At 60.0% G+C, this 18,519-nt stretch carries 13 protein-coding genes and 1 pseudogene; 7 read left to right on the forward strand and 7 right to left on the reverse strand.

The window, feature by feature from the left end:
• Positions 1–43: 43 nt before the first annotated feature.
• Positions 44–2,332 (reverse strand): 5-methyltetrahydropteroyltriglutamate--homocysteine S-methyltransferase, encoded by a 2,289-nt coding sequence (gene metE / locus ACIPZE_RS07475; protein WP_400772198.1) that lies wholly within the window; start codon positions 2,330–2,332, stop codon positions 44–46.
• Positions 2,333–2,746: 414 nt separating this feature from the next.
• On the opposite strand from metE, the gene ACIPZE_RS07480 reads away from it, so the two are divergent.
• The 3 genes from ACIPZE_RS07480 (at position 2,747) to ACIPZE_RS07490 (ending at position 6,493) form a co-directional block, all read left to right on the forward strand.
• Positions 2,747–4,123 (forward strand): pyridoxal-phosphate dependent enzyme, encoded by a 1,377-nt coding sequence (locus ACIPZE_RS07480; protein ID WP_129392857.1) that lies wholly within the window; start codon positions 2,747–2,749, stop codon positions 4,121–4,123.
• The gene (locus ACIPZE_RS07485) at positions 4,120–5,292 is read left to right on the forward strand and encodes a cystathionine gamma-synthase (protein WP_283436777.1); all 1,173 of its coding nucleotides are present in this window, start codon (positions 4,120–4,122) and stop codon (positions 5,290–5,292) included. Before ACIPZE_RS07480 ends, ACIPZE_RS07485 begins: the two co-directional genes overlap by 4 nt.
• A gap of 553 nt (positions 5,293–5,845) precedes the next feature.
• Positions 5,846–6,493 carry a phage infection protein gene (locus ACIPZE_RS07490; RefSeq protein WP_400772200.1) on the forward strand — a complete coding sequence of 216 codons (648 nt, stop codon included), beginning with the start codon at positions 5,846–5,848 and terminating at the stop codon, positions 6,491–6,493.
• A 130-nt stretch (positions 6,494–6,623) separates the two neighbouring features.
• Here the strand turns inward: ACIPZE_RS07490 and ACIPZE_RS07495 are convergent, their stop codons facing one another.
• Entirely contained in the window at positions 6,624–7,622 is a 999-nt protein-coding gene (locus ACIPZE_RS07495; RefSeq protein WP_283436779.1) for a bile acid:sodium symporter family protein, read from the reverse strand.
• Between the two features lie 84 nt (positions 7,623–7,706).
• Between ACIPZE_RS07495 and ACIPZE_RS07500 the strand changes: the two genes are divergently transcribed.
• A complete protein-coding gene (locus ACIPZE_RS07500) occupies positions 7,707–8,495 on the forward strand; it encodes a helix-turn-helix domain-containing protein (protein ID WP_283436780.1) in 789 nt (262 codons plus the stop codon).
• A 137-nt stretch (positions 8,496–8,632) separates the two neighbouring features.
• Positions 8,633–10,336, forward strand: coding sequence for an amidase (locus ACIPZE_RS07505; protein WP_283436781.1), 1,704 nt, complete (start codon positions 8,633–8,635; stop codon positions 10,334–10,336).
• A gap of 44 nt (positions 10,337–10,380) precedes the next feature.
• Here the strand turns inward: ACIPZE_RS07505 and ACIPZE_RS07510 are convergent, their stop codons facing one another.
• On the reverse strand, positions 10,381–11,325 hold the full coding sequence (locus ACIPZE_RS07510) for a Dyp-type peroxidase (RefSeq protein ID WP_400772201.1): 945 nt from the start codon (positions 11,323–11,325) through the stop codon (positions 10,381–10,383).
• A 175-nt stretch (positions 11,326–11,500) separates the two neighbouring features.
• Here ACIPZE_RS07510 and ACIPZE_RS07515 point away from each other — a divergent pair, with 175 nt between their 5' ends.
• The gene (locus ACIPZE_RS07515) at positions 11,501–12,478 is read left to right on the forward strand and encodes a TerC family protein (RefSeq protein ID WP_283436783.1); all 978 of its coding nucleotides are present in this window, start codon (positions 11,501–11,503) and stop codon (positions 12,476–12,478) included.
• 103 nt (positions 12,479–12,581) lie between these two features.
• Here ACIPZE_RS07515 and ACIPZE_RS07520 read toward each other — a convergent pair whose 3' ends face one another.
• Both ACIPZE_RS07520 and ACIPZE_RS07525 read right to left on the reverse strand, forming a co-directional pair.
• Positions 12,582–13,682, reverse strand: a complete 1,101-nt coding sequence (locus tag ACIPZE_RS07520; protein ID WP_129392836.1) for a polyamine ABC transporter substrate-binding protein — start codon at positions 13,680–13,682, stop codon at positions 12,582–12,584.
• Between the two features lie 359 nt (positions 13,683–14,041).
• A complete protein-coding gene (locus ACIPZE_RS07525; protein WP_400772203.1) occupies positions 14,042–15,448 on the reverse strand; it encodes a purine-cytosine permease family protein in 1,407 nt (468 codons plus the stop codon).
• 324 nt (positions 15,449–15,772) lie between these two features.
• Between ACIPZE_RS07525 and ACIPZE_RS07530 the strand changes: the two genes are divergently transcribed.
• Positions 15,773–16,258: a flavin reductase family protein gene (locus ACIPZE_RS07530; RefSeq protein ID WP_122594237.1), complete on the forward strand. Its 486-nt coding sequence runs from the start codon at positions 15,773–15,775 to the stop codon at positions 16,256–16,258.
• Between the two features lie 139 nt (positions 16,259–16,397).
• Here ACIPZE_RS07530 and ACIPZE_RS07535 read toward each other — a convergent pair whose 3' ends face one another.
• Positions 16,398–17,165 carry a methyl-accepting chemotaxis protein gene (locus ACIPZE_RS07535; RefSeq protein WP_400772405.1) on the reverse strand — a complete coding sequence of 256 codons (768 nt, stop codon included), beginning with the start codon at positions 17,163–17,165 and terminating at the stop codon, positions 16,398–16,400.
• A gap of 90 nt (positions 17,166–17,255) precedes the next feature.
• Positions 17,256–18,344: pseudogene (locus ACIPZE_RS07540) on the reverse strand (cache domain-containing protein); the annotation flags it as partial.
• Between the last annotated feature and the right edge of the window lie 175 nt (positions 18,345–18,519).

Raw genomic sequence — 18,519 nt, forward strand, 5'->3', positions numbered from 1 at the left:
CTCACTCCTACAAGGGGTTGTGTTTATTCAGGAGGTTAAGGTGTTACGCCAGTTCTTTACGCAGCTGGCGGGCGGCGGTGACCATGTGCACCAGCGCTGCTTCGGTTTCCGGCCAGCCACGGGTTTTCAGGCCGCAATCCGGGTTGACCCACAGCCGTTCAGCGGGAATGCGCTTGGCGGCCTTGCGCAGCAGGTTGGCCATTTCCGCAGCATCCGGAATACGTGGCGAGTGGATGTCGTAGACGCCCGGGCCGATTTCGTTCGGGTAGGCAAAGGCTTCGAAAGCGTCGAGCAGCTCCATGTCGGAACGCGAGGTTTCGATGGTGATCACGTCGGCATCCATTGCCGCGATGGACTCGATCACGTCGTTGAACTCGCTGTAGCACATGTGTGTATGGATCTGCGTTTCGTCGCGCACGCCGGAAGCGCACAGGCGGAACACCTCGGTCGCCCAGTCCAGGTAATGCTGCCACTGGGCCTGACGCAACGGCAGACCTTCACGGAACGCCGCTTCGTCGATCTGCACGATCTTGATGCCGGCAGCTTCCAGGTCAACCACTTCGTCACGGATCGCCAGCGCCAGTTGTCGCGCCTGCACTTCACGGCTGACGTCTTCACGCGGGAACGACCACATCAGCATGGTCACCGGACCGGTCAGCATGCCCTTCATGACCTTGCCGGTCAGGCCCTGAGCGTAGCGAATCCACTCCACGGTCATGGCTTTCGGCCGGCTGAGGTCGCCGAAGATCACCGCCGGTTTGACGCAGCGCGAACCGTAACTCTGCACCCAGCCAAAACGCGTGAACACATAGCCGTCGAGTTGCTCGGCGAAGTACTCGACCATGTCGTTGCGCTCGGCTTCACCGTGGACCAGCACGTCGAGGCCCAGCCGCTCCTGGATTTCCACTGCATGGCGGATTTCGCTGTGCATGGCTTCGGTGTATTCGGCCAGGGTCAGCTTGCCTTGCTTGAACGACTGCCGAGCCAGGCGGATCGACGCGGTCTGCGGGAACGAACCGATGGTGGTCGTCGGGAACAGCGGCAAATCAAGACCCGCGCGCTGCTTGGCGATGCGCTGGGCGAACAGCGATTGACGCTGACTGTCCTTGGCGGTTATCGCCGCGACACGCGCTTGCACCGCCGGTTTGTGAATGCGCGGCGAAGCGGCACGGGCGGCCTGCACCGAACGGCTTTCGGTCAGGGCACGCAGGACTTTCGGCGCTTCGGGCTGGTTGACGGCCTGAGCCAGCACAGCCACTTCCTCACACTTCTGCACGGCGAAGGCCAGCCAGCTTTTCAGCTCAGCATCGAGCTTGTCTTCACGACCGAGATCCACCGGGCTGTGCAGCAACGAGCAGGATGGCGCGACCCACAGGCGATCGCCCAGACGCTCATGCGCATGCTGCAACGTCGCCAAGGCATTTTCCAGATCGCAGCGCCAGACGTTACGGCCGTTGACCACACCCAGCGATAACACTTTATAAGCCGGCAGACGATCAAGAATGGTCGGGTACTGCTCCGGTGCGCGCACCAGATCGATGTGCAAACCGTCGACGGGCAGATTGGCCGCCAGACCAAGGTTTTCTTCCAGGCCACCAAAGTAGGTAGCCACCAGCTTCTTCAGCGGATCGCGCTGGATCTGGTTGTAGGCACGCTCGAAAGCGTTTTTCCATTCCTGTGGCAGGTCGAGCACCAGAATCGGCTCGTCGATCTGCACCCACTCGACACCTTGAGCGGCAAGACGCGAGAAAATCTGGCCGTACAGCGGCAGCAGACGATCGAGCAGTTCCAGCTTGTCGAACTCGGCGCCCTTGGCCTTGCCCAGCCACAGGTACGTCAGCGGGCCGATGATCACTGGCTTGACGTTGTGGCCCAGCGCGCGGGCTTCCTCGACTTCTTCGAACAACTGCTCCCAACCCAGCTGGAACTGTTGATCAGCGCTGAATTCCGGGACCAGATAGTGGTAGTTGGTGTCGAACCACTTGGTCATTTCCTGTGCATGGGCACCGCCGCAGCAGCTGTCGCTGACGCCACGCGCCATGCCGAACAGGGTTTGCAGACTGGCTTTGCCATCGTGCGGACGGAAACGCTCAGGGATCACCCCGAACATCAGCGAGTGCGTCAGCACCTGGTCGTACCAGGCAAAATCGCCGACTGGCAGCAATTCAATCCCGGCGTTTTTCTGCAAATCCCAGTGCGCCTTGCGCAGCTCGCGACCCACTTCACGCAGGCCTGCCTCGTTCAGTTCTCCTTTCCAGAACGCCTCTTGCGCTTTCTTCAGTTCGCGGTCGCGACCGATGCGCGGAAATCCAAGGGAATGGGCCAGTGCCATAACAAACAACTCCAATGTCTTGTTGATGGCGACCATTGTCGACAGCGGTCACGATTGAGACAAACTCATTTTAATCTTGATGATCACGAGTTCCACTCATGATCACCGCGATCACTGGAAAACGCTTTGGCACCGTTGCGATAGCAGAATGACCGAGCGGTTTCCCTGCAGGATATTGCTGCGCAGATCAAGCGCTGCGCGGCGCTGAAGACGCCCTTTGAATACTCGATGGCGCCTCCCTGTAAACCCACGAAAATCTTGCCGTCGCGGCCTCCGATTTGGTTCTATGGTTAGATCGAAATGGCAGTATTTCCAACGGACTAATGGTTGCGACAGTCCCTGTCTGAGCCTATGTTGCACGCGAGTCTTTTCCCCGCGAATGGAACGCGATCAACACCACAAAGAGGTGAAGAAATGTCTAAGGAATCACGCCCTGCCGTACTTGGGCTGATCGGCAATACTCCGCTAGTGCAAGTCACCCGTTTCGACACTGGTCTGTGCACACTGTTTCTCAAACTCGAATCGCAGAACCCCGGTGGCTCGATCAAGGACCGTATCGGTCTGGCGATGATCGATGCGGCTGAACGCGATGGTCGCCTGCAACCCGGCGGTACCATCGTCGAGGCCACTGCCGGCAACACCGGCCTCGGTCTGGCACTGGTTGGCCGCGCCAAAGGCTATCGTGTGGTGCTGGTGGTGCCGGACAAAATGTCCACCGAAAAAGTCCTGCACCTGAAAGCCATGGGCGCCGAGGTGCACATCACCCGCTCCGACGTCGGCAAGGGCCATCCGGAGTATTACCAGGACGTCGCCGCCCGTTTGGCGAAAGACATTCCCGGCGCATTCTTCGCCGACCAGTTCAACAACCCGGCCAACCCACTGGCCCACGAATGCAGCACCGCGCCGGAAATCTGGGCACAGACCGAACATGATCTGGACGCCATCGTCGTCGGTGTCGGTTCGGCAGGGACGCTGACCGGCCTGAGTCGCTTCTTCAAGCGGGTGCAACCGGATCTGGAAATGGTCCTCGCCGATCCGATCGGCTCGGTCATGGCGCAATACAGCCGTGACGGCACGATGCCGACGCCCGGTTCATGGGCGGTGGAAGGCATTGGCGAGGACTTCATTCCGTCGATTACCGATCTCTCCAGCGTGCGTCACGCCTACTCGATCAGTGACGAGGAAAGCTTCTCTCACGCCCGCCAGTTGCTCAAGGCCGAAGGCATTCTGGGTGGTTCGTCGACCGGCACCCTGCTCGCCGCCGCGCTGCGTTATTGCCGCGAACAGACCGAACCGAAACGCGTGGTCAGCTTCGTCTGCGACACCGGTACGCGTTATCTGTCGAAGGTTTACAACGACCAGTGGATGACCGATCAAGGCCTGTTGCAGCGCAAGGGCTACGGCGATTTGCGTGATTTGATCGCTCGCCGTTTCGAAGATGGCCGCGTCATCAGCGTCGGCCCTGACGACACCCTGCTGACCGCGTTCCAGCGCATGCGCCTGGCGGATGTTTCGCAACTGCCAGTGCTGGTGGAAGGCAAGCAACTGGTCGGCGTGATCGACGAATCCGACATCCTCCTGCCGGTGCACGAAGATGCCGCGCGCTTCAGTCAATCGGTCTCCAGCGTGATGACTGACAAACTGCAAACCCTCGCCCCCGGCGCTACGCTTGCCGAACTCGAAGCGGTGCTCAGCCGTGGCCTCGTCGCGATCATTGCCGACGCCTCAGGCTTCCACGGTCTGATCACCCGCACCGACATGCTCAACCAATTACGGAGATCCCTCGCATGAGTCAGCACGACGATAAATCCCAAGGCTTCGCGACCCGGGTGATCCACGCCGGGCAGGCGCCGGACCCGACCACCGGCGCACTGATGCCGCCGATCTACGCCAACTCCACCTATCTGCAAGACAGCCCCGGCGTGCACAAGGGTTTCGATTACGGGCGCTCGCACAACCCGACGCGTTTTGCCCTCGAGCGCTGCGTTGCCGATCTCGAAGGCGGCACGCAGGCCTTCGCGTTCGCCTCGGGGCTGGCGACGATTTCGACCGTGCTGGAATTGCTCGATGCCGGTTCGCACATTGTCTCTGGCAACGATCTGTACGGCGGCACATTCCGCCTGTTCGACAAGGTGCGTCAGCGCAGTGCCGGGCACCGTTTCAGCTTTGTCGATCTGACGGATCTGTCGGCGTTCGAAGCCTCGTTGCAGGACGACACGCGCATGGTCATGGTCGAAACGCCGACCAACCCGCTGCTGAGCCTGTCAGACCTGGCGGCCATCGCCCGTATCTGCCGGGCACGCGGGATCATCTCGGTGGCTGACAATACCTTTGCCAGCCCGTATATCCAGCGCCCGCTGGAGCTGGGTTTCGACATCGTCCTGCACTCGACCACCAAGTACCTGAACGGCCACTCCGATGTGATCGGCGGTATTGCCGTGGTTGGCCAGAACGCTGAGCTGGCCGAGAAGCTCGGCTTTTTGCAGAACGCAGTCGGCGCCATCGCCGGTCCGTTCGATGCGTTTCTGACCCTGCGCGGGGTGAAAACCCTGGCGCTGCGCATGGAGCGTCATTGCAGCAACGCACTGGATCTGGCGCAGTGGCTGGAGCAGCAGCCGCAGGTCAAACGGGTCTATTACCCAGGACTGGAATCGCACCCGCAACACGCCTTGGCCAAGCGCCAGATGCGTGGTTTCGGCGGCATGATCTCGGTGGATCTGAACAGCGATCTGGCCGGCGCGCGACGCTTCCTCGAGAACGTGAAGATCTTTGCCTTGGCGGAAAGCCTCGGTGGCGTCGAGAGCCTGATCGAGCACCCGGCGATCATGACTCACGCGACCATCCCGGCGGACACCCGCGCGAAACTCGGCATCGGTGATGGGCTGGTGCGCCTGTCGGTGGGGGTCGAGGACGTCGAAGACCTGCGCGCCGACCTGGCGCAGGCGCTGCAGTCGATCTGACCTGGCGAGAACGACAAAGCCCGCACGAAGCGGGCTTTGGAGTTCGAGTAGGCGGCCAGTGCTGGTCTCTGGCTTACAAGGTTTATCGGGCTTCCCACAGTACCGGACCAAATTGAAAAGGTACGGCCTCGGCTGCTTCACACGGCATAAGGGCTGGATCTCAGCGCGGAGATCTTTCTAACCGTGTACCCTTCGGAGCGCGCCCCACGCCCCCTTGCTATCCGATTGCGCATCAGTCTGCGTCTTCGCCTACACCTTTGAGCCTAGCAAAGGCTCGCTCGCCCAGACTGGCATTTTTAGATTGATTTCGCCTTTGCCCGCCAAGTGAAGGAAACGAAACGCCTAACGCCCGTCGATCCCCCCGCCATGCCGTAACGGTTCAGTGATCTATACTGATTCAGTTCGATACTTATTACGTCGACACCCGTGCGCCTGACGGTGCGCTCGTGCCTTTCGCCAACCAGATCAACCCGAGCCAATGAGTCGTAGCGCCAGTCATCGTACGGCGGACGATGCGTTAACGCTTTGTGGCTGCCGGGTCGTGGAGAAAATCATGAAATACAGGCTTTTGTCAGGCGTGGTTCTGGCGGTTGCGGCTGCGGTTGTAGTGCCTGGGGCATGGGCGGCGCAGCCTCAGGCGGTGGCTTCTGATGGTTCCGATCATGTCGGTGCCGGTGCGGTGGCTTCTGACGGTTCTGATCATGTCGGCGCCAGCGCGGTAGCTTCTGACGGTTCTGATCATGTCGGCGCCAGCGCGGTAGCTTCTGACGGTTCTGATCATGTCGGCGCCAGCGCGGTAGCTTCTGACGGTTCCGATCATGTCGGTGCCGGTGCGGTGGCTTCTGATGGCTCTGATCATGTCGGCGCCAGCGCGGTGGCTTCTGACGGTTCCGATCATGTCGGTGCCGGCGCGGTGGCTTCTGATGGTTCTGATCATGTCGGCGCGGGTGCGGTGGCTTCTGACGGTTCCGATCATGTTGGTGCCGGTTCGGTGGCTTCTGATGGTTCCGATCATGTCGGCGCGGGTGCGGTGGCTTCTGACGGTTCCGATCATGTTGGTGCCGGTGCCCTGGCTGCCGATGGCGCTGATCGTACGGGCATCAATCGATTTGCCTATTCCCGTGTCGGTGTCGGCTCTGATCGGGTCGCTTCGGCGCTGATGACCGGCAGTTATTCCGACCAGTTCAACAGCCCTCAATAACCCCTTCTCTTGCGGGGAACGGCATCCCTGTAGGAGTTGTCGAGTGCAACGAGGCTGCGATCTTTTGATCTTGTCTGTTAAAAACAAAATCAAAAGATCGCGGCCTGCGGCAGCTCCTACAGGGGGAATTTTATGGGTCGACTTGTGCCATGAGGTCGGGCACCGATTCCGGGCGTTTCGCATAGCGCTGCGCCAGCACCGCGCAGACCATCAATTGAATCTGATGAAACAGCATCAACGGCAGAATCAACACGCCAATGGTGCTGCCGGCAAACAACACCTGCGCCATCGGTACACCGGTGGCCAGGCTCTTTTTCGAGCCACAGAACAGAATGGTGATGCGGTCTTCCTGACTGAAGCCGAAGGCCTTGCCGAGCACCGTCGATGCCAGCAACACCAACGCCAGCAGGATGCAGCAAACCACCACCAGCCCGAGCAGATCGACGACCGGAATCTGATGCCAGATGCCTTCGTTGACCGCCTCGCTGAACGCACCGTAAACCACCAACAGAATCGAACCCTGATCGACGAACTTCAGCCAGTTCTTGTTGCGCCCCACCCATGCGCCGATCCAGCGGCGGGCGATCTGCCCGGCAACGAATGGCAGGAGCAATTGCACACTGATTTTCAGGATCGCGTCCAGCGTCGAACCGCCATCACCGTGGACGTTGAGCAGCAGTGTCACCAGCAATGGCGTGAGGAATATGCCGAACAGGCTCGACGCCGCTGCGCTGCAAATCGCCGCCGGAATATTGCCGCGCGCCAGCGAAGTAAAGGCAATCGCCGATTGCACCGTGGCCGGCAGCGCGCAGAGGTAGAGCATGCCCATGTACAGCTTGTCGCCGACCAGCGGTGACAGCAGCGGTTTCAACGCTAACCCCAGAATCGGGAACAACACAAAGGTCAGGCCGAACACCAGCAAGTGCAGGCGCCAATGACCGGCACCGGCGATGATCGATTCGCGAGAGAGTTTGGCGCCGTGCAGGAAAAACAGCAGTGCAATAGCGAGGTTGGTCAGCCAGCCGAAGCCGACCGCGACCTGGCCGCTGGCCGGCAGGAAGCTGGCGAGCAGCACAACGCCGATCAGGGTCAAGGTGAAGTTGTCGGGCAAGAATCTTGGGCGCGTCATGGTTTGCTCATCCGGGGGTTGCCAGTACGTGACAGCGACTTTAACGTGAGTGCAAATTACCGACTAACGCCGAAGATCCTCCAGATGCCGCCAAAAGGACACGACAAAAGCGTCAGACGCAGCATTCCCGGGCTTCCCAGCCTGCCGCGTCCGTTGTACGGGCGCACCGAATCACTGCCCAATCGTGCGTTGACTCGCCGTCACAGTCACCCGTGGGTGCAATTGTCGTACGCGATTCAGGGTGTGCTCGAAGTGCAGACCAGCGCCGGCCGCTTCGTCGCGCCGCCGGAGCGCGCGGTGTGGATTCCGGCGGGTGTGCCGCATCGGGTGTTCAGTTCGCCGCACACCGAGATGCGCAGTCTGTACATCGATTGCAGCGTCGCCGGCTGGGCCGCCGAGCGTTGCCATGTGCTCGGGGTCAGCGATTTGCTCAGAGAACTGATCCGCGCCTTCAGTCAGGTGCCGGTGGAGTACGACCTGAGCGGCGCACACGGGCGGCTCGCGCAAGTGATCCTCGATCAACTCGCCGAAGCCCCGCCGATCGACCTGATGCTGCCGCTGCCACAAGACGCGCGCCTGAAGCAGATCTACCAGAGCCTGGAGCAGCATCCGGAACAGCAGACCACGCTGAGTCACTGGAGCGAAAAATTCGGCGTCACCGAGAAAACCCTCACGCGGCTGTTTCTGCGCGACACCGGCCTGACCTTCCGCGCCTGGCGGCAACGCTTGCGCTTGCTCGGCGCACTGACACCGCTGGAGCGCGGCGAACGCGTCACCGACGTGGCATTGGCCTGCGGATATGACTCGACCTCGGCGTTCATTTCAGCATTCCGCCAGCAGTTCGGAGAGACACCGGGGGAATTTTTCCGCTGAATAACCCGATAATTATCGAACTTGCGCGAGCCTTTGCTCGAAGTTCAAGGTAGAGTTACGTCCATCGAAAATCTTTCTGCACGTTTCACAACAACAATGATGAACAACCCTTTTGAGAACCTGACGGCGGTAATGACATGATCGAAGTCACTGAAGTTTCCATTGCCCAGCTACGCGCGGCGCTGCAATCTGGCCAGACCACTTCGGTCGAGCTGGTGCAGGCCTATCTGGCGCGAATCGATGCCTACGATGGCGCGGACAGCGCCACCGCACTCAACGCGGTGGTCGTGCGTAACCCCGACGCACTGCAAGAAGCGCAGGCCGCCGACGACCGTCGCGCCAAAGGCGAAACCCTCGGTCCGCTCGATGGCATTCCCTACACCGCCAAGGACAGCTACCTGGTCAAAGGCCTCACCGCCGCGTCCGGAAGCCCGGCATTTGTCGATCTTGTCGCGCACCGCGATGCATTCACCATCGAGCGCCTGCGCGCCGCCGGGGCGATCTGTCTGGGCAAGACCAACATGCCGCCGATGGCCAATGGCGGCATGCAGCGCGGCGTCTACGGTCGCGCCGAAAGTCCGTATAACGCCGATTACCTGACCGCACCCTTTGCCTCCGGCTCGTCCAACGGTGCCGGCACCGCCACGGCCGCCAGTTTTGCCGCATTCGGTCTGGCCGAAGAAACCTGGTCGAGCGGTCGCGGCCCGGCGTCGAACAACGGTTTGTGCGCCTACACGCCTTCGCGCGGGGTGATTTCGGTGCGCGGCAACTGGCCGCTGACGCCGACCATGGACGTGGTCGTGCCTTACGCGCGGACCATGGCTGATCTGCTCGAAGTGCTCGACGTCGTGGTTGCTGAAGACACCGACACCCGTGGCGATCTGTGGCGCCTGCAACCGTGGGTGCCGATCCCCAGCGTGATGTCCGTGCGCCCTGCTTCCTACGCGGAACTGGCGGTGAAGGCCGACGCTCTGGCCGGCAAACGTCTGGGCGTGCCGAAGATGTACATCAACGCCGACCCCGACGCCGGCACCAGCGCAGAGCCGGGCATCGGTGGCCCGACCGGGCAACGCATCAACACCCGTGAATCAATGATCGACCTGTGGAAACAGGCGCGCGCCGCCCTCGAAGCCGCCGGCGCCGAAGTCATCGAAGTCGATTTCCCGCTAGTGTCCAATTGCGAAGGCGACCGTCCCGGCGCGCCGACCGTGTTCAATCGCGGCATCGTCTCCAAAGAGTTCCTGCACCACGAACTGTGGGATCTGTCGGCCTGGGCCTTCGATGATTTCCTGCGGGCCAACGGTGATCCAAAACTCAATCGCCTGGTCGATGTCGACGGGCCGAAAATCTTCCCGCACGACCCGGGGACCCTGCCCAACCGTGAAGGTGATCTGGCCGCTGGCATGGATGAATACGTGCGCATGGCCGAGCGTGGCATTACGCCGTGGGATCAGATTTCAACGTTGCCCGACGGTCTGCGCGGCCTGGAGAAGACCCGCAAGCTCGATCTGGAAGACTGGATGGATGCGCTGAAACTCGACGCCGTACTGTTCCCGACGGTGGCCGACGTCGGTCCGGCGGATGCCGATGTTAATCCGCAATCGGCGGACATCGCCTGGAGCAACGGTGTCTGGGTCGCCAACGGCAACCTCGCGATCCGTCACCTCGGCGTGCCGACGGTAACGGTGCCAATGGGTGTCATGGCCGACATCGGCATGCCGGCCGGATTGACCTTCGCCGGTCGCGCTTATGACGATTCGACGCTGCTGCGTCTGGCCTCGGCGTTTGAATCGACAGGCTCCAAGCGTTTGGTACCACCGCGCACGCCGCCGCTGTCCTGAACAAAAACGGGGTCGGGATTGATCAGTCCCGACCCCGTTTGCAGTCAGCGATCCGCCAATTCCTCCAGCAAATCGGCTGACGGCACGAAATACAGGCTGCCGGTGACGGCGGTGCTGAAATCCAGCAACTTGTCGTAATTGCCCACTGGCTTACCGACAAACATGTTTTCCAGCATCTGCTCCATCGGTTCGGGCGAACGCGCGTAGCCGATGAAAAACGTGCCGAACTCCCCCGCTCCCGGCCGACCGAACGGCATGTTGTCGCGCAGGATCTTCACTTCCTCGCCCGCTGCGTTAGTGATGGTGGTCAGCGCACTGTAGGAATTGCTCGGTTTGACGTCTTCACCCAGTTCGATATCCGATAACTTCGTGCGCCCGATCACTCGCTCTTGGGCCTCGACACTCAAACCGTTCCACGCGGTCATGTTGTGCAGATACTTCTGCACCAGCACGTAACTGCCGCCGCTGAAGTCCGCATCTTCATCACCGACGATGGTGAAATTCACCGCTTTGCGGCCGACCGGGTTTTCCGTGCCGTCGACAAAACCGATGATGCTGCGCATGTCGAAATAGCGGAACCCCTGAACCTCGTCGACCACCGTCACGGCATCGCCGAGCACGGCCATGATCTGTGTGGCCAGCTCAAAACACAGGTCCATCTGATCGGCGCGGATGTGCAGCAACAGATCGCCCGGTGTGGCCGGTGCGTGGCGCCCTGCGACGCCGAACTCACGAAAACCGTGCAATGACGCCGGACGTGGACTGCCGAACAGGCGATCCCAGGCATTCGAAGAAAACCCGCAGATACACGTCAGGTTGCCCGCCGGTACGCGCTTGCCCACCGAGCGCACCAGCCCGGCGACATCGCCGCACCAGCCCTTCACTTTTTCCGCTGCGTCAGGGCCGGCATTGAGCGTTGCGACGATGAAAATCGCACTGCTGGTGATCGGACTGCCGACTGCTTGAGGTTCCAGAGGGTCGTTGCTCATCGCTGAAATAGTCGCTCCAAAAAAAGAGGTTCGAGAAAGGATCTAATCGCCGCCGCGCACCCGACACTTCGTTTTTAACGAACTGTTGCGCAGAAATAAACGATTTTTCTTTGCCGCAGCGTCGTCGCTAGCATGACCTCGTCTGACTCTAAACCAATAAGACCGGGAGCGTGACATGTCTGCCACGAACATCAATATCGGCGAACCGTGGATGTGGGGCGCCTTCATCGTTTTCGTTCTTGCCATGCTGGCATTGGACCTGTTTGTCTTCGGCGGACGCAAGGCGCACCGCGTGTCAGTGCGCGAAGCGTTGTCCTGGGTCATTGCCTGGTGCCTGCTGGCACTGAGCTTTGCCGGCCTGCTCTGGTGGTATCTGAACGGCAGCTTTGGCGGCGAAATCGCCCGACAGAAAACCCTCGAATTCCTCACCGGTTATCTGATCGAACAATCGCTGTCGATCGATAACATGTTCGTCTTTGTGATGATCTTCAGCTACTTCGCCGTGCCGCCGGAGTTGCAGCGCCGGGTGCTGCTGTACGGTGTGCTCGGGGCGATCGTGATGCGCGCGGTGATGATCTTTGCCGGTGTGTGGCTGGTCTCGCAGTTCGAATGGCTGCTGTACGCGTTCGGTGTGTTCCTGATCGTCACCGGGATCAAGATGCTGGTGTTCGCCGAGCAGCAACCGGATCTGGATAAGAATCCGTTGCTGCGCTGGGTGCGTGGGCATTTGCGCATCACCAGCGGCTTTCATGGCGAGCGGTTCTTCGTCCTGCAGAACGGCGTACGCTGGGCGACGCCGATGTTTCTGGTGCTGGTGCTGATCGAGGCCAGCGACCTGATGTTCGCGGTCGACAGCATCCCGGCGATCTTCGCCGTCACCACCGATCCGTTCATTGTCTTCACCTCGAACATCTTCGCGATCATGGGATTACGCGCGCTGTACTTCCTGCTGGCGGACATGGCTGACCGCTTTCATTTGCTCAAGTATGGGCTGGCGATTGTGCTGGTGTTTATCGGCGGCAAGATGGTGTTGATGCCGTGGCTGCACATGCCGGTGGAGTGGTCGCTGGTGGTGGTAGGTGGGGTGATTCTCGGCTCGGTCCTGCTGAGCCTGCTCATCTCCCGCAAAGAGAACCGCACGCACTCCCTGTAGGAGTTGCCGCAGGCTGCGATCTTTTGACTTTGATTTTTAAAAACAAGATCAAAAGATCGCAGCCTGCGGCAGCTCCTACAGGGGGATTTCGTCTGGACGAAGGTTATTTATCGGATTTGATGCTGGTCCAGACGCGGGTGCGTACGCGTTCGAGTTTCTGCGGCAATGGCTGGACGACGTAGAGGTTTTTCAGCGCTTCGGGAGTCGGTGTCAGGTTCGGGTTGTCGGTGATCTCTTTGTTGATCAGCGGGATCGAATCCTTGTTCGCATTCGGGTATCCGAGGAAGTCACTGATCGGCGCGATGACTTTTGGATCAAGCAGGGTGTTGAGGAATTCGTGGGCCTCTTCGACGTTCTTCGCGCTCTTCGGAATCGCGAAGGTGTCGAACCAGATCGGCGCGCCCTCCTTCGGCAAGCGCCAGTCGACGACCACACCATTTTTCGCCTCTTTGGCGCGGTTGCCGAACTGATAAAAACTGCCGGAGTAACCGATGGCCACGCAGATGTCGCCATTGGCGATATCGGTCATGTATTTGGCCGAGTTGAAGTAGGTCACGTAAGGGCGAACCTTGAGCATCAACTCCTTGGCTTTTTCGTAATCGGCGGGGTTTTGGCTGTTTGGGTCGAGGCCGAGATAATGCAGGGCCAGCGGGAGGATTTCCGTCGGTGAATCGAGCATCGCTACACCGCAGGATTTGAGCTTTTCCATGTTCTGCGGCTTGAACACCAGATCCCAGCTGTCCACCGGCGCGTTATCGCCCAATGCCGCCTTGACCTTGGCCGGGTTGAAGCCGATCAGCACGGTGCCGACCATGTAAGGCACGCCGTACTGGTTGCCCGGATCGTTCTTGCCCAGCAGTTTCAACAACTCCGGATCCTGGTGGCTCCAATTCGGCAGCTTGGACTTGTCGAGTTTCTGGAACACGCCGGCCTTGATCTGCGTTTCGAGGAACTGGTTCGACGGCACCACGAGGTCGTATCCAGAGTTGCCGGTCAGCAATTTGGCTTCGAGGGATTCGTTGGTGTCGAAGGTGTCCCAGGTCACTTTGATGCCGCTTTTCGCAGCGAAATCCTTGGGTACGGCCGGCAGGATGTAATCCGCCCAGTTGTACACGCGCAGTTCGCGTTGCTCGGCCTGGACAGCGCTGGCCAGCAGCGTCAGCCCACACACGGTGGCGCCCAGAATGCGTTTCATCGTGACCATGGTTGTTTCCCCAGAATGCGGCGTGAGTTCGATGGTTTTTATGTTCTGTACACGGCAGCGGCTGCAAGGGTAGCCGAGGGCAAAAAAGATCCAGCGTCTAGTTGTGGTTTTGATTCTTGCCGACAGCGTAGACGGATCACAGTGGGGAATGGGCCAAAAGGGGATCGATATGGCCAATATGAATGACCACCGGGATGCGTGAGCATCCCGCAGATCACTTGTGGCGAGGGGATTTATCCCCGTTGGGCTGCGAAGCGGCCCCCTTCAACCCAAGGGAGAAACGCATTCGCTGATTTCACGACTGCTGCGCAGCCGAACGGGGATAAATCCCCTCGCCACAGTTTTAGCTGCGGGATGACTCAGTCTGTGTACCCCAGTTTCGCCGCCCTGCTCTGCTGGACCTGGCCGCGTGTCGCCAGGCAGTAATACAGCGGAACGGTGACGACCAGACCCACCAGCCACGACAGATCCGCGCCATCAACCAGATTGGCGTAAGGCCCGACATACAGCGACGTATTGGCGAACGGTAGCTGCACGATAATGCCGATGAAGTAGGCAATGATCGCGTGCAGATTGAAGCGCCCGTAAACCCCGCCGTCAGCCCGGAAGATCGAGGTGATGTCGTAGTTGCCACGCTTGATCAGGTAGAAGTCGATCAGGTTGATCGAGGCCCACGGCACCAGCACCAGCAACAGCGCCAGAATCAAACCGATGAACTCGGAAATGAAGTCCGCCGACGCGCCGAGCGCGACCACACAGCAGCCTGCCAGTACCACGCTCGACAACATCACGCGCACCTTGATGCTCGGCGTCCATTGGCTGGCGAACGTCTGGATCGAGGTGATGATCGACAGCACCGCACCATACAGATTCAACGCGTTGTGGCTGATGATATTGAGCAGAAACAACACCATCAGAATCGGCCCCAGCCATCCGGTGGACTGCTTGACCGCAACCATCGCTTCGGTGCCTTCCGGCGTCGCCAGCACCGCAACAGCGCCAAAACTGAACGACAGAATCGTACCCAGCGTCGCGCCCAGATAGGTCGCCCAGAACGGCTTGGCGATGCCGATGTCGGCTGGCAGATAACGCGAATAGTCGGAGACGTACGGCGAGAAACTGATCTGCCAGATGATCCCCAGCGACACCGTCGCCAGCCAGCCGGACAGGTTGAAACTGCCACGGGTGAAGAAGTCCGCCGGCAAGTCATGGGCGAAGATGTAGATGAAACCGGCGAGCAACGCGCTGCCCATCACCCAGGTGCCAATGCGGTTCAGCGTGTGGATGAAGTTGTAGCCGATCACGCCGATGGCCGTAGCGGCCAGTGCGCCGATCAAAATACTCAGCGGCGCCGGCACCGACGGCGCAATGCCGACGATGGATTTCCCCGCGAGGACAATGTTGGAAATGAAGAAGCCGATGTAAATGATCGCCGCGAAAAACACGATCAACAGTGCGCCATAACGACCGAACTGACCGCGACTCTGGACCATCTGCGGAATGCCCATGCGCGGGCCTTGTGCCGACGCCAGCGCAATCACTACGCCGCCGATCATGTGCCCCAGCGCAATCGCCAGCAGGCCCCAGAGCAGATCGAGATGGAACACCTGAACCACCATGGCGCCGGTGACGATGGGCAGTGGCGCAATGTTGGTGCTGAACCAAAGGGTGAAAAGGTCGCGGGCCTTCCCGTGGCGTTCCGCGAGTGGGACGTAATCGACCGTGTGATTCTCGATCAACGGATCTTGCCGGGACATCTGGGACATATGCATGAACTCGAGTTTGTCTGTTCTTATCGTTGTATGAAGCCAAACCGGGGGGACTCTCTGGCCGCCCCTCAGATGCGAACCATATTATGGTATTCCAAGCTTTGCACAAGACTGATCCGGCAATTTGAGCGCTACCTGATCCGCTATCCTCGCTGATCACGCTCTCCTTTGACTAGGCAAAAGCCCCGTAAACATTGACTTTCCGACGAAAGCAGCACGTTTATCGGTTCAACTGTAAATCCCTTGCAAAGAATGTATTACGGTATACCATCAGACCTACAAACACATAAAAACCGCGTCACAACACCCGAGGACCACCCAATGATCGATGCTGCCATCTATAAACAAGTCATGGGCTCGTTCCCGTCCGGCGTCACCGTGATCACCACGCTGGATGACGACGGCCAGATCGTCGGCCTGACCGCCAGCGCGTTCAGTTCGCTGTCGATGGACCCGGCGCTGGTGCTGTTCTGCCCCAACTACAGCTCCGATTCCTATCCAGTGCTGATCAAGAACAAGCGCTTTGCCATTCACGTTTTGTCCGGCGGACAGCAAAGCGAAGCCTATGCCTTCGCGCGCAAAGGCAAGGACAAGGCGCAGGGCATCGAGTGGACGTTGAGCGAGTTGGGCAACCCGATCCTGGCCAATGCGACGGCGGTGATCGAGTGCGAGTTGTGGCGCGAATACGAAGGGGGCGACCACGCGATCATGGTCGGCGCGGTGAAGAACCTGATCGTGCCTGAGCAGGTTGCCGGACCGCTGGTGTATTGCCACGGCAAGATGGGTGCGTTGCCTGCCGTTGCTTGATTCCCCAAAACAACACGTAACCCTGTGGGAGCGAGCCTGCTCGCGAAGAGGGTGTGTCAGACAACGATGGGTTGAATGACACACCGCTTTCGCGAGCAGGCTCTCTCCCACAGATTTTAGGGTGTTTGTGCGGGCGAAATCAGGTCCGGAACCGGCTTACCAGTTGATTCAACGTCTGTGACAACGCCGTCAGATTCTGCGCATCCTGCCGCGTCGAATCCGCCAGGCTCGCCACCAACTGCGCATCACCATGAATCTGGCTGATATGCCGATTGATGTCCTCGGCCACTTGATGCTGCTCCTCCGCTGCGGTGGCAATCTGCGTGTTCATGTCGCGGATCACGTCCACCGATTCGCGAATCAATTCAAAGCTCGCCCGCGCCTCATTGATCGACACCACAGTCTCCTGCGACACCTCAAGGCTCGCATGCATCTGCTTGCCCATCTGATGCGTGCGGCGCGCGAGGTTGCCGAGCAAGGCGTCGATCTCGCCGGTGGAATCCGCCGTGCGCTTGGCCAGCGCGCGCACTTCATCGGCGACTACGGCAAAACCACGGCCCTGCTCTCCCGCCCGCGCGGCTTCAATTGCCGCATTCAGCGCGAGCAGATTGGTCTGCTCGGCAATCGAGCGGATGGTGCCGAGAATCGACTGGATGTCGGTGCTGTCCTGCTCCAGTTGCTGCATCGATTCGGCGCTGTGGCCGATCTCCTGACTCAAGCGCCCGACATTGCTCACCGCCGCATCGATCTGCTGCTGCCCGGTGTGCGCCTGACGCTGGCCGTTATCAGCCGAGTCCGCAGCCTGGCTGCACGAACGCGCAACTTCGTTGGAGGTGGCGACCATTTCATGAAACGCCGTCGAGACCATGTCCACCGCCTCGCGCTGCCGTGAGGCCACTTCCGCCATTTCCGCCGAGACCTCGGTGGCGCTGCCGGAGCTGCTGTGAATCTGCCCGGCCGCCTGACCGATGCGCTGAATCAACGTGCGAATCGCTTCAAGAAACTGATTGAACCAGCCAGCCAATTGCGCGGTTTCATCCTGCCCGCGCACCTCCAGCCGCGCTGTCAGATCGCCCTCGCCCTGCGCAATCCCTTCAAGCCCACTGGCCACCCCGCGAATCGGCTTGACCATCAAGCCGGCAAACCACGCGCCCGCCATGGCGAACAGCAGCGCGCAAACGGCAGCGATGGCGCCGATGATCCAGGTCAAACGTGTGGCGCCGGCCATGACTTCACTGGCCCTGACCACACCGACAAAACGCCAGCCCAGCGCTTCCGACGGCCAGACCAGCGCCATGTAACGCTCGCCAGCAAGCTCCACTTCGACAAGACCTTTGCCAGCCTCGGCCAGTTGTTGGTAACCATCGCCCAGCGCGTCAAGTTTCTTGAAGTTATGCGCCGGATCGCTCGGATCGACCAGCACCGTGTTATTGGCTTCCATCAGCATCAGATAACCGCTGTCGCCGAGGCGGATCTGCTTGACCAGATCGGTCAGTTGCTTGAGCGACACATCGATATTCACCACCCCGGCGTTGCTGCCCAACTGATTGTTGAAACTGCGCACGGTGCTCACCAGCACCACGTCATCCGCCGCCCAGTAATAGGCATCGGTGCGCAGGGTCTTGCCGGGATTGGCCATCGCAGTTTGGTACCAGGGCCGCGTACGCGGGTCGTAACTGGCCAGCTGCGGGTCGCCCGGCCAGAACAGATAGCCGCCCTCCTGCGTCCCCAGCGAGAGATAGGTGTAAGCCGGGTGGGCCTTGGCCAGACCGGCGAATAGCGTGAACACTTGCTGATCCTGCGGCCCCAGCGGGATCTGCGCGGCATCGCTGCTCAGATAGCGTTTAAGGCTGCCATCAGTCCCCTGCAATTGCGGATGCTCAGCCAGATATGCGACGTTCTGGCTGATGCCTTCAAAGAACAGCTGCATGGCGTTCTCGACCTGACGCACCTCACGCCCGGTGCTGTCGATGAAGTTGTCACGTGCCGCCTCGCGCACGTTGAGAATGATCAGCACCGCTACCAGCAGTACCGGCAGGCTGGCGATGGCCGCGAATGCCAAGGTCAATTTTTGTTTGATGTTCATTTACTGCGCCTTCCTTGTTCGAAGTGTCGGTCAGAAATATTTTGCGGATATTCCGTATTATGGTATACCAATATTCAATCAACCGACCAGCCGTCTCGAAGGCGTGCTTGAATGGTGAGAAGACTTGCGAGCGTTCAGCGCTCATGCCAGTGACACAGGCCCGCAAACGACCGGC

The sequence above is a fragment of the Pseudomonas sp. NPDC089741 genome (assembly GCF_044748825.1).
Classification (GTDB): domain Bacteria; phylum Pseudomonadota; class Gammaproteobacteria; order Pseudomonadales; family Pseudomonadaceae; genus Aquipseudomonas; species Aquipseudomonas helmanticensis.

Bases quoted from the DNA above. Each gene is read 5' to 3' on its own strand.
- metE (WP_400772198.1), bottom strand. From the start codon at position 2,332: ATGGCACTGGCCCATTCCCTTGGATTTCCGCGCATCGGTCGCGACCGC.
- ACIPZE_RS07480 (WP_129392857.1), top strand. From the start codon at position 2,747: ATGTCTAAGGAATCACGCCCTGCCGTACTTGGGCTGATCGGCAATACT.
- ACIPZE_RS07485 (WP_283436777.1), top strand. From the start codon at position 4,120: ATGAGTCAGCACGACGATAAATCCCAAGGCTTCGCGACCCGGGTGATC.
- ACIPZE_RS07490 (WP_400772200.1), top strand. From the start codon at position 5,846: ATGAAATACAGGCTTTTGTCAGGCGTGGTTCTGGCGGTTGCGGCTGCG.
- ACIPZE_RS07495 (WP_283436779.1), bottom strand. From the start codon at position 7,622: ATGACGCGCCCAAGATTCTTGCCCGACAACTTCACCTTGACCCTGATC.
- ACIPZE_RS07500 (WP_283436780.1), top strand. From the start codon at position 7,707: ATGCCGCCAAAAGGACACGACAAAAGCGTCAGACGCAGCATTCCCGGG.
- ACIPZE_RS07505 (WP_283436781.1), top strand. From the start codon at position 8,633: ATGATCGAAGTCACTGAAGTTTCCATTGCCCAGCTACGCGCGGCGCTG.
- ACIPZE_RS07510 (WP_400772201.1), bottom strand. From the start codon at position 11,325: ATGAGCAACGACCCTCTGGAACCTCAAGCAGTCGGCAGTCCGATCACC.
- ACIPZE_RS07515 (WP_283436783.1), top strand. From the start codon at position 11,501: ATGTCTGCCACGAACATCAATATCGGCGAACCGTGGATGTGGGGCGCC.
- ACIPZE_RS07520 (WP_129392836.1), bottom strand. From the start codon at position 13,682: ATGGTCACGATGAAACGCATTCTGGGCGCCACCGTGTGTGGGCTGACG.
- ACIPZE_RS07525 (WP_400772203.1), bottom strand. From the start codon at position 15,448: ATGTCCCAGATGTCCCGGCAAGATCCGTTGATCGAGAATCACACGGTC.
- ACIPZE_RS07530 (WP_122594237.1), top strand. From the start codon at position 15,773: ATGATCGATGCTGCCATCTATAAACAAGTCATGGGCTCGTTCCCGTCC.
- ACIPZE_RS07535 (WP_400772405.1), bottom strand. From the start codon at position 17,165: ATGGCGGAAGTGGCCTCACGGCAGCGCGAGGCGGTGGACATGGTCTCG.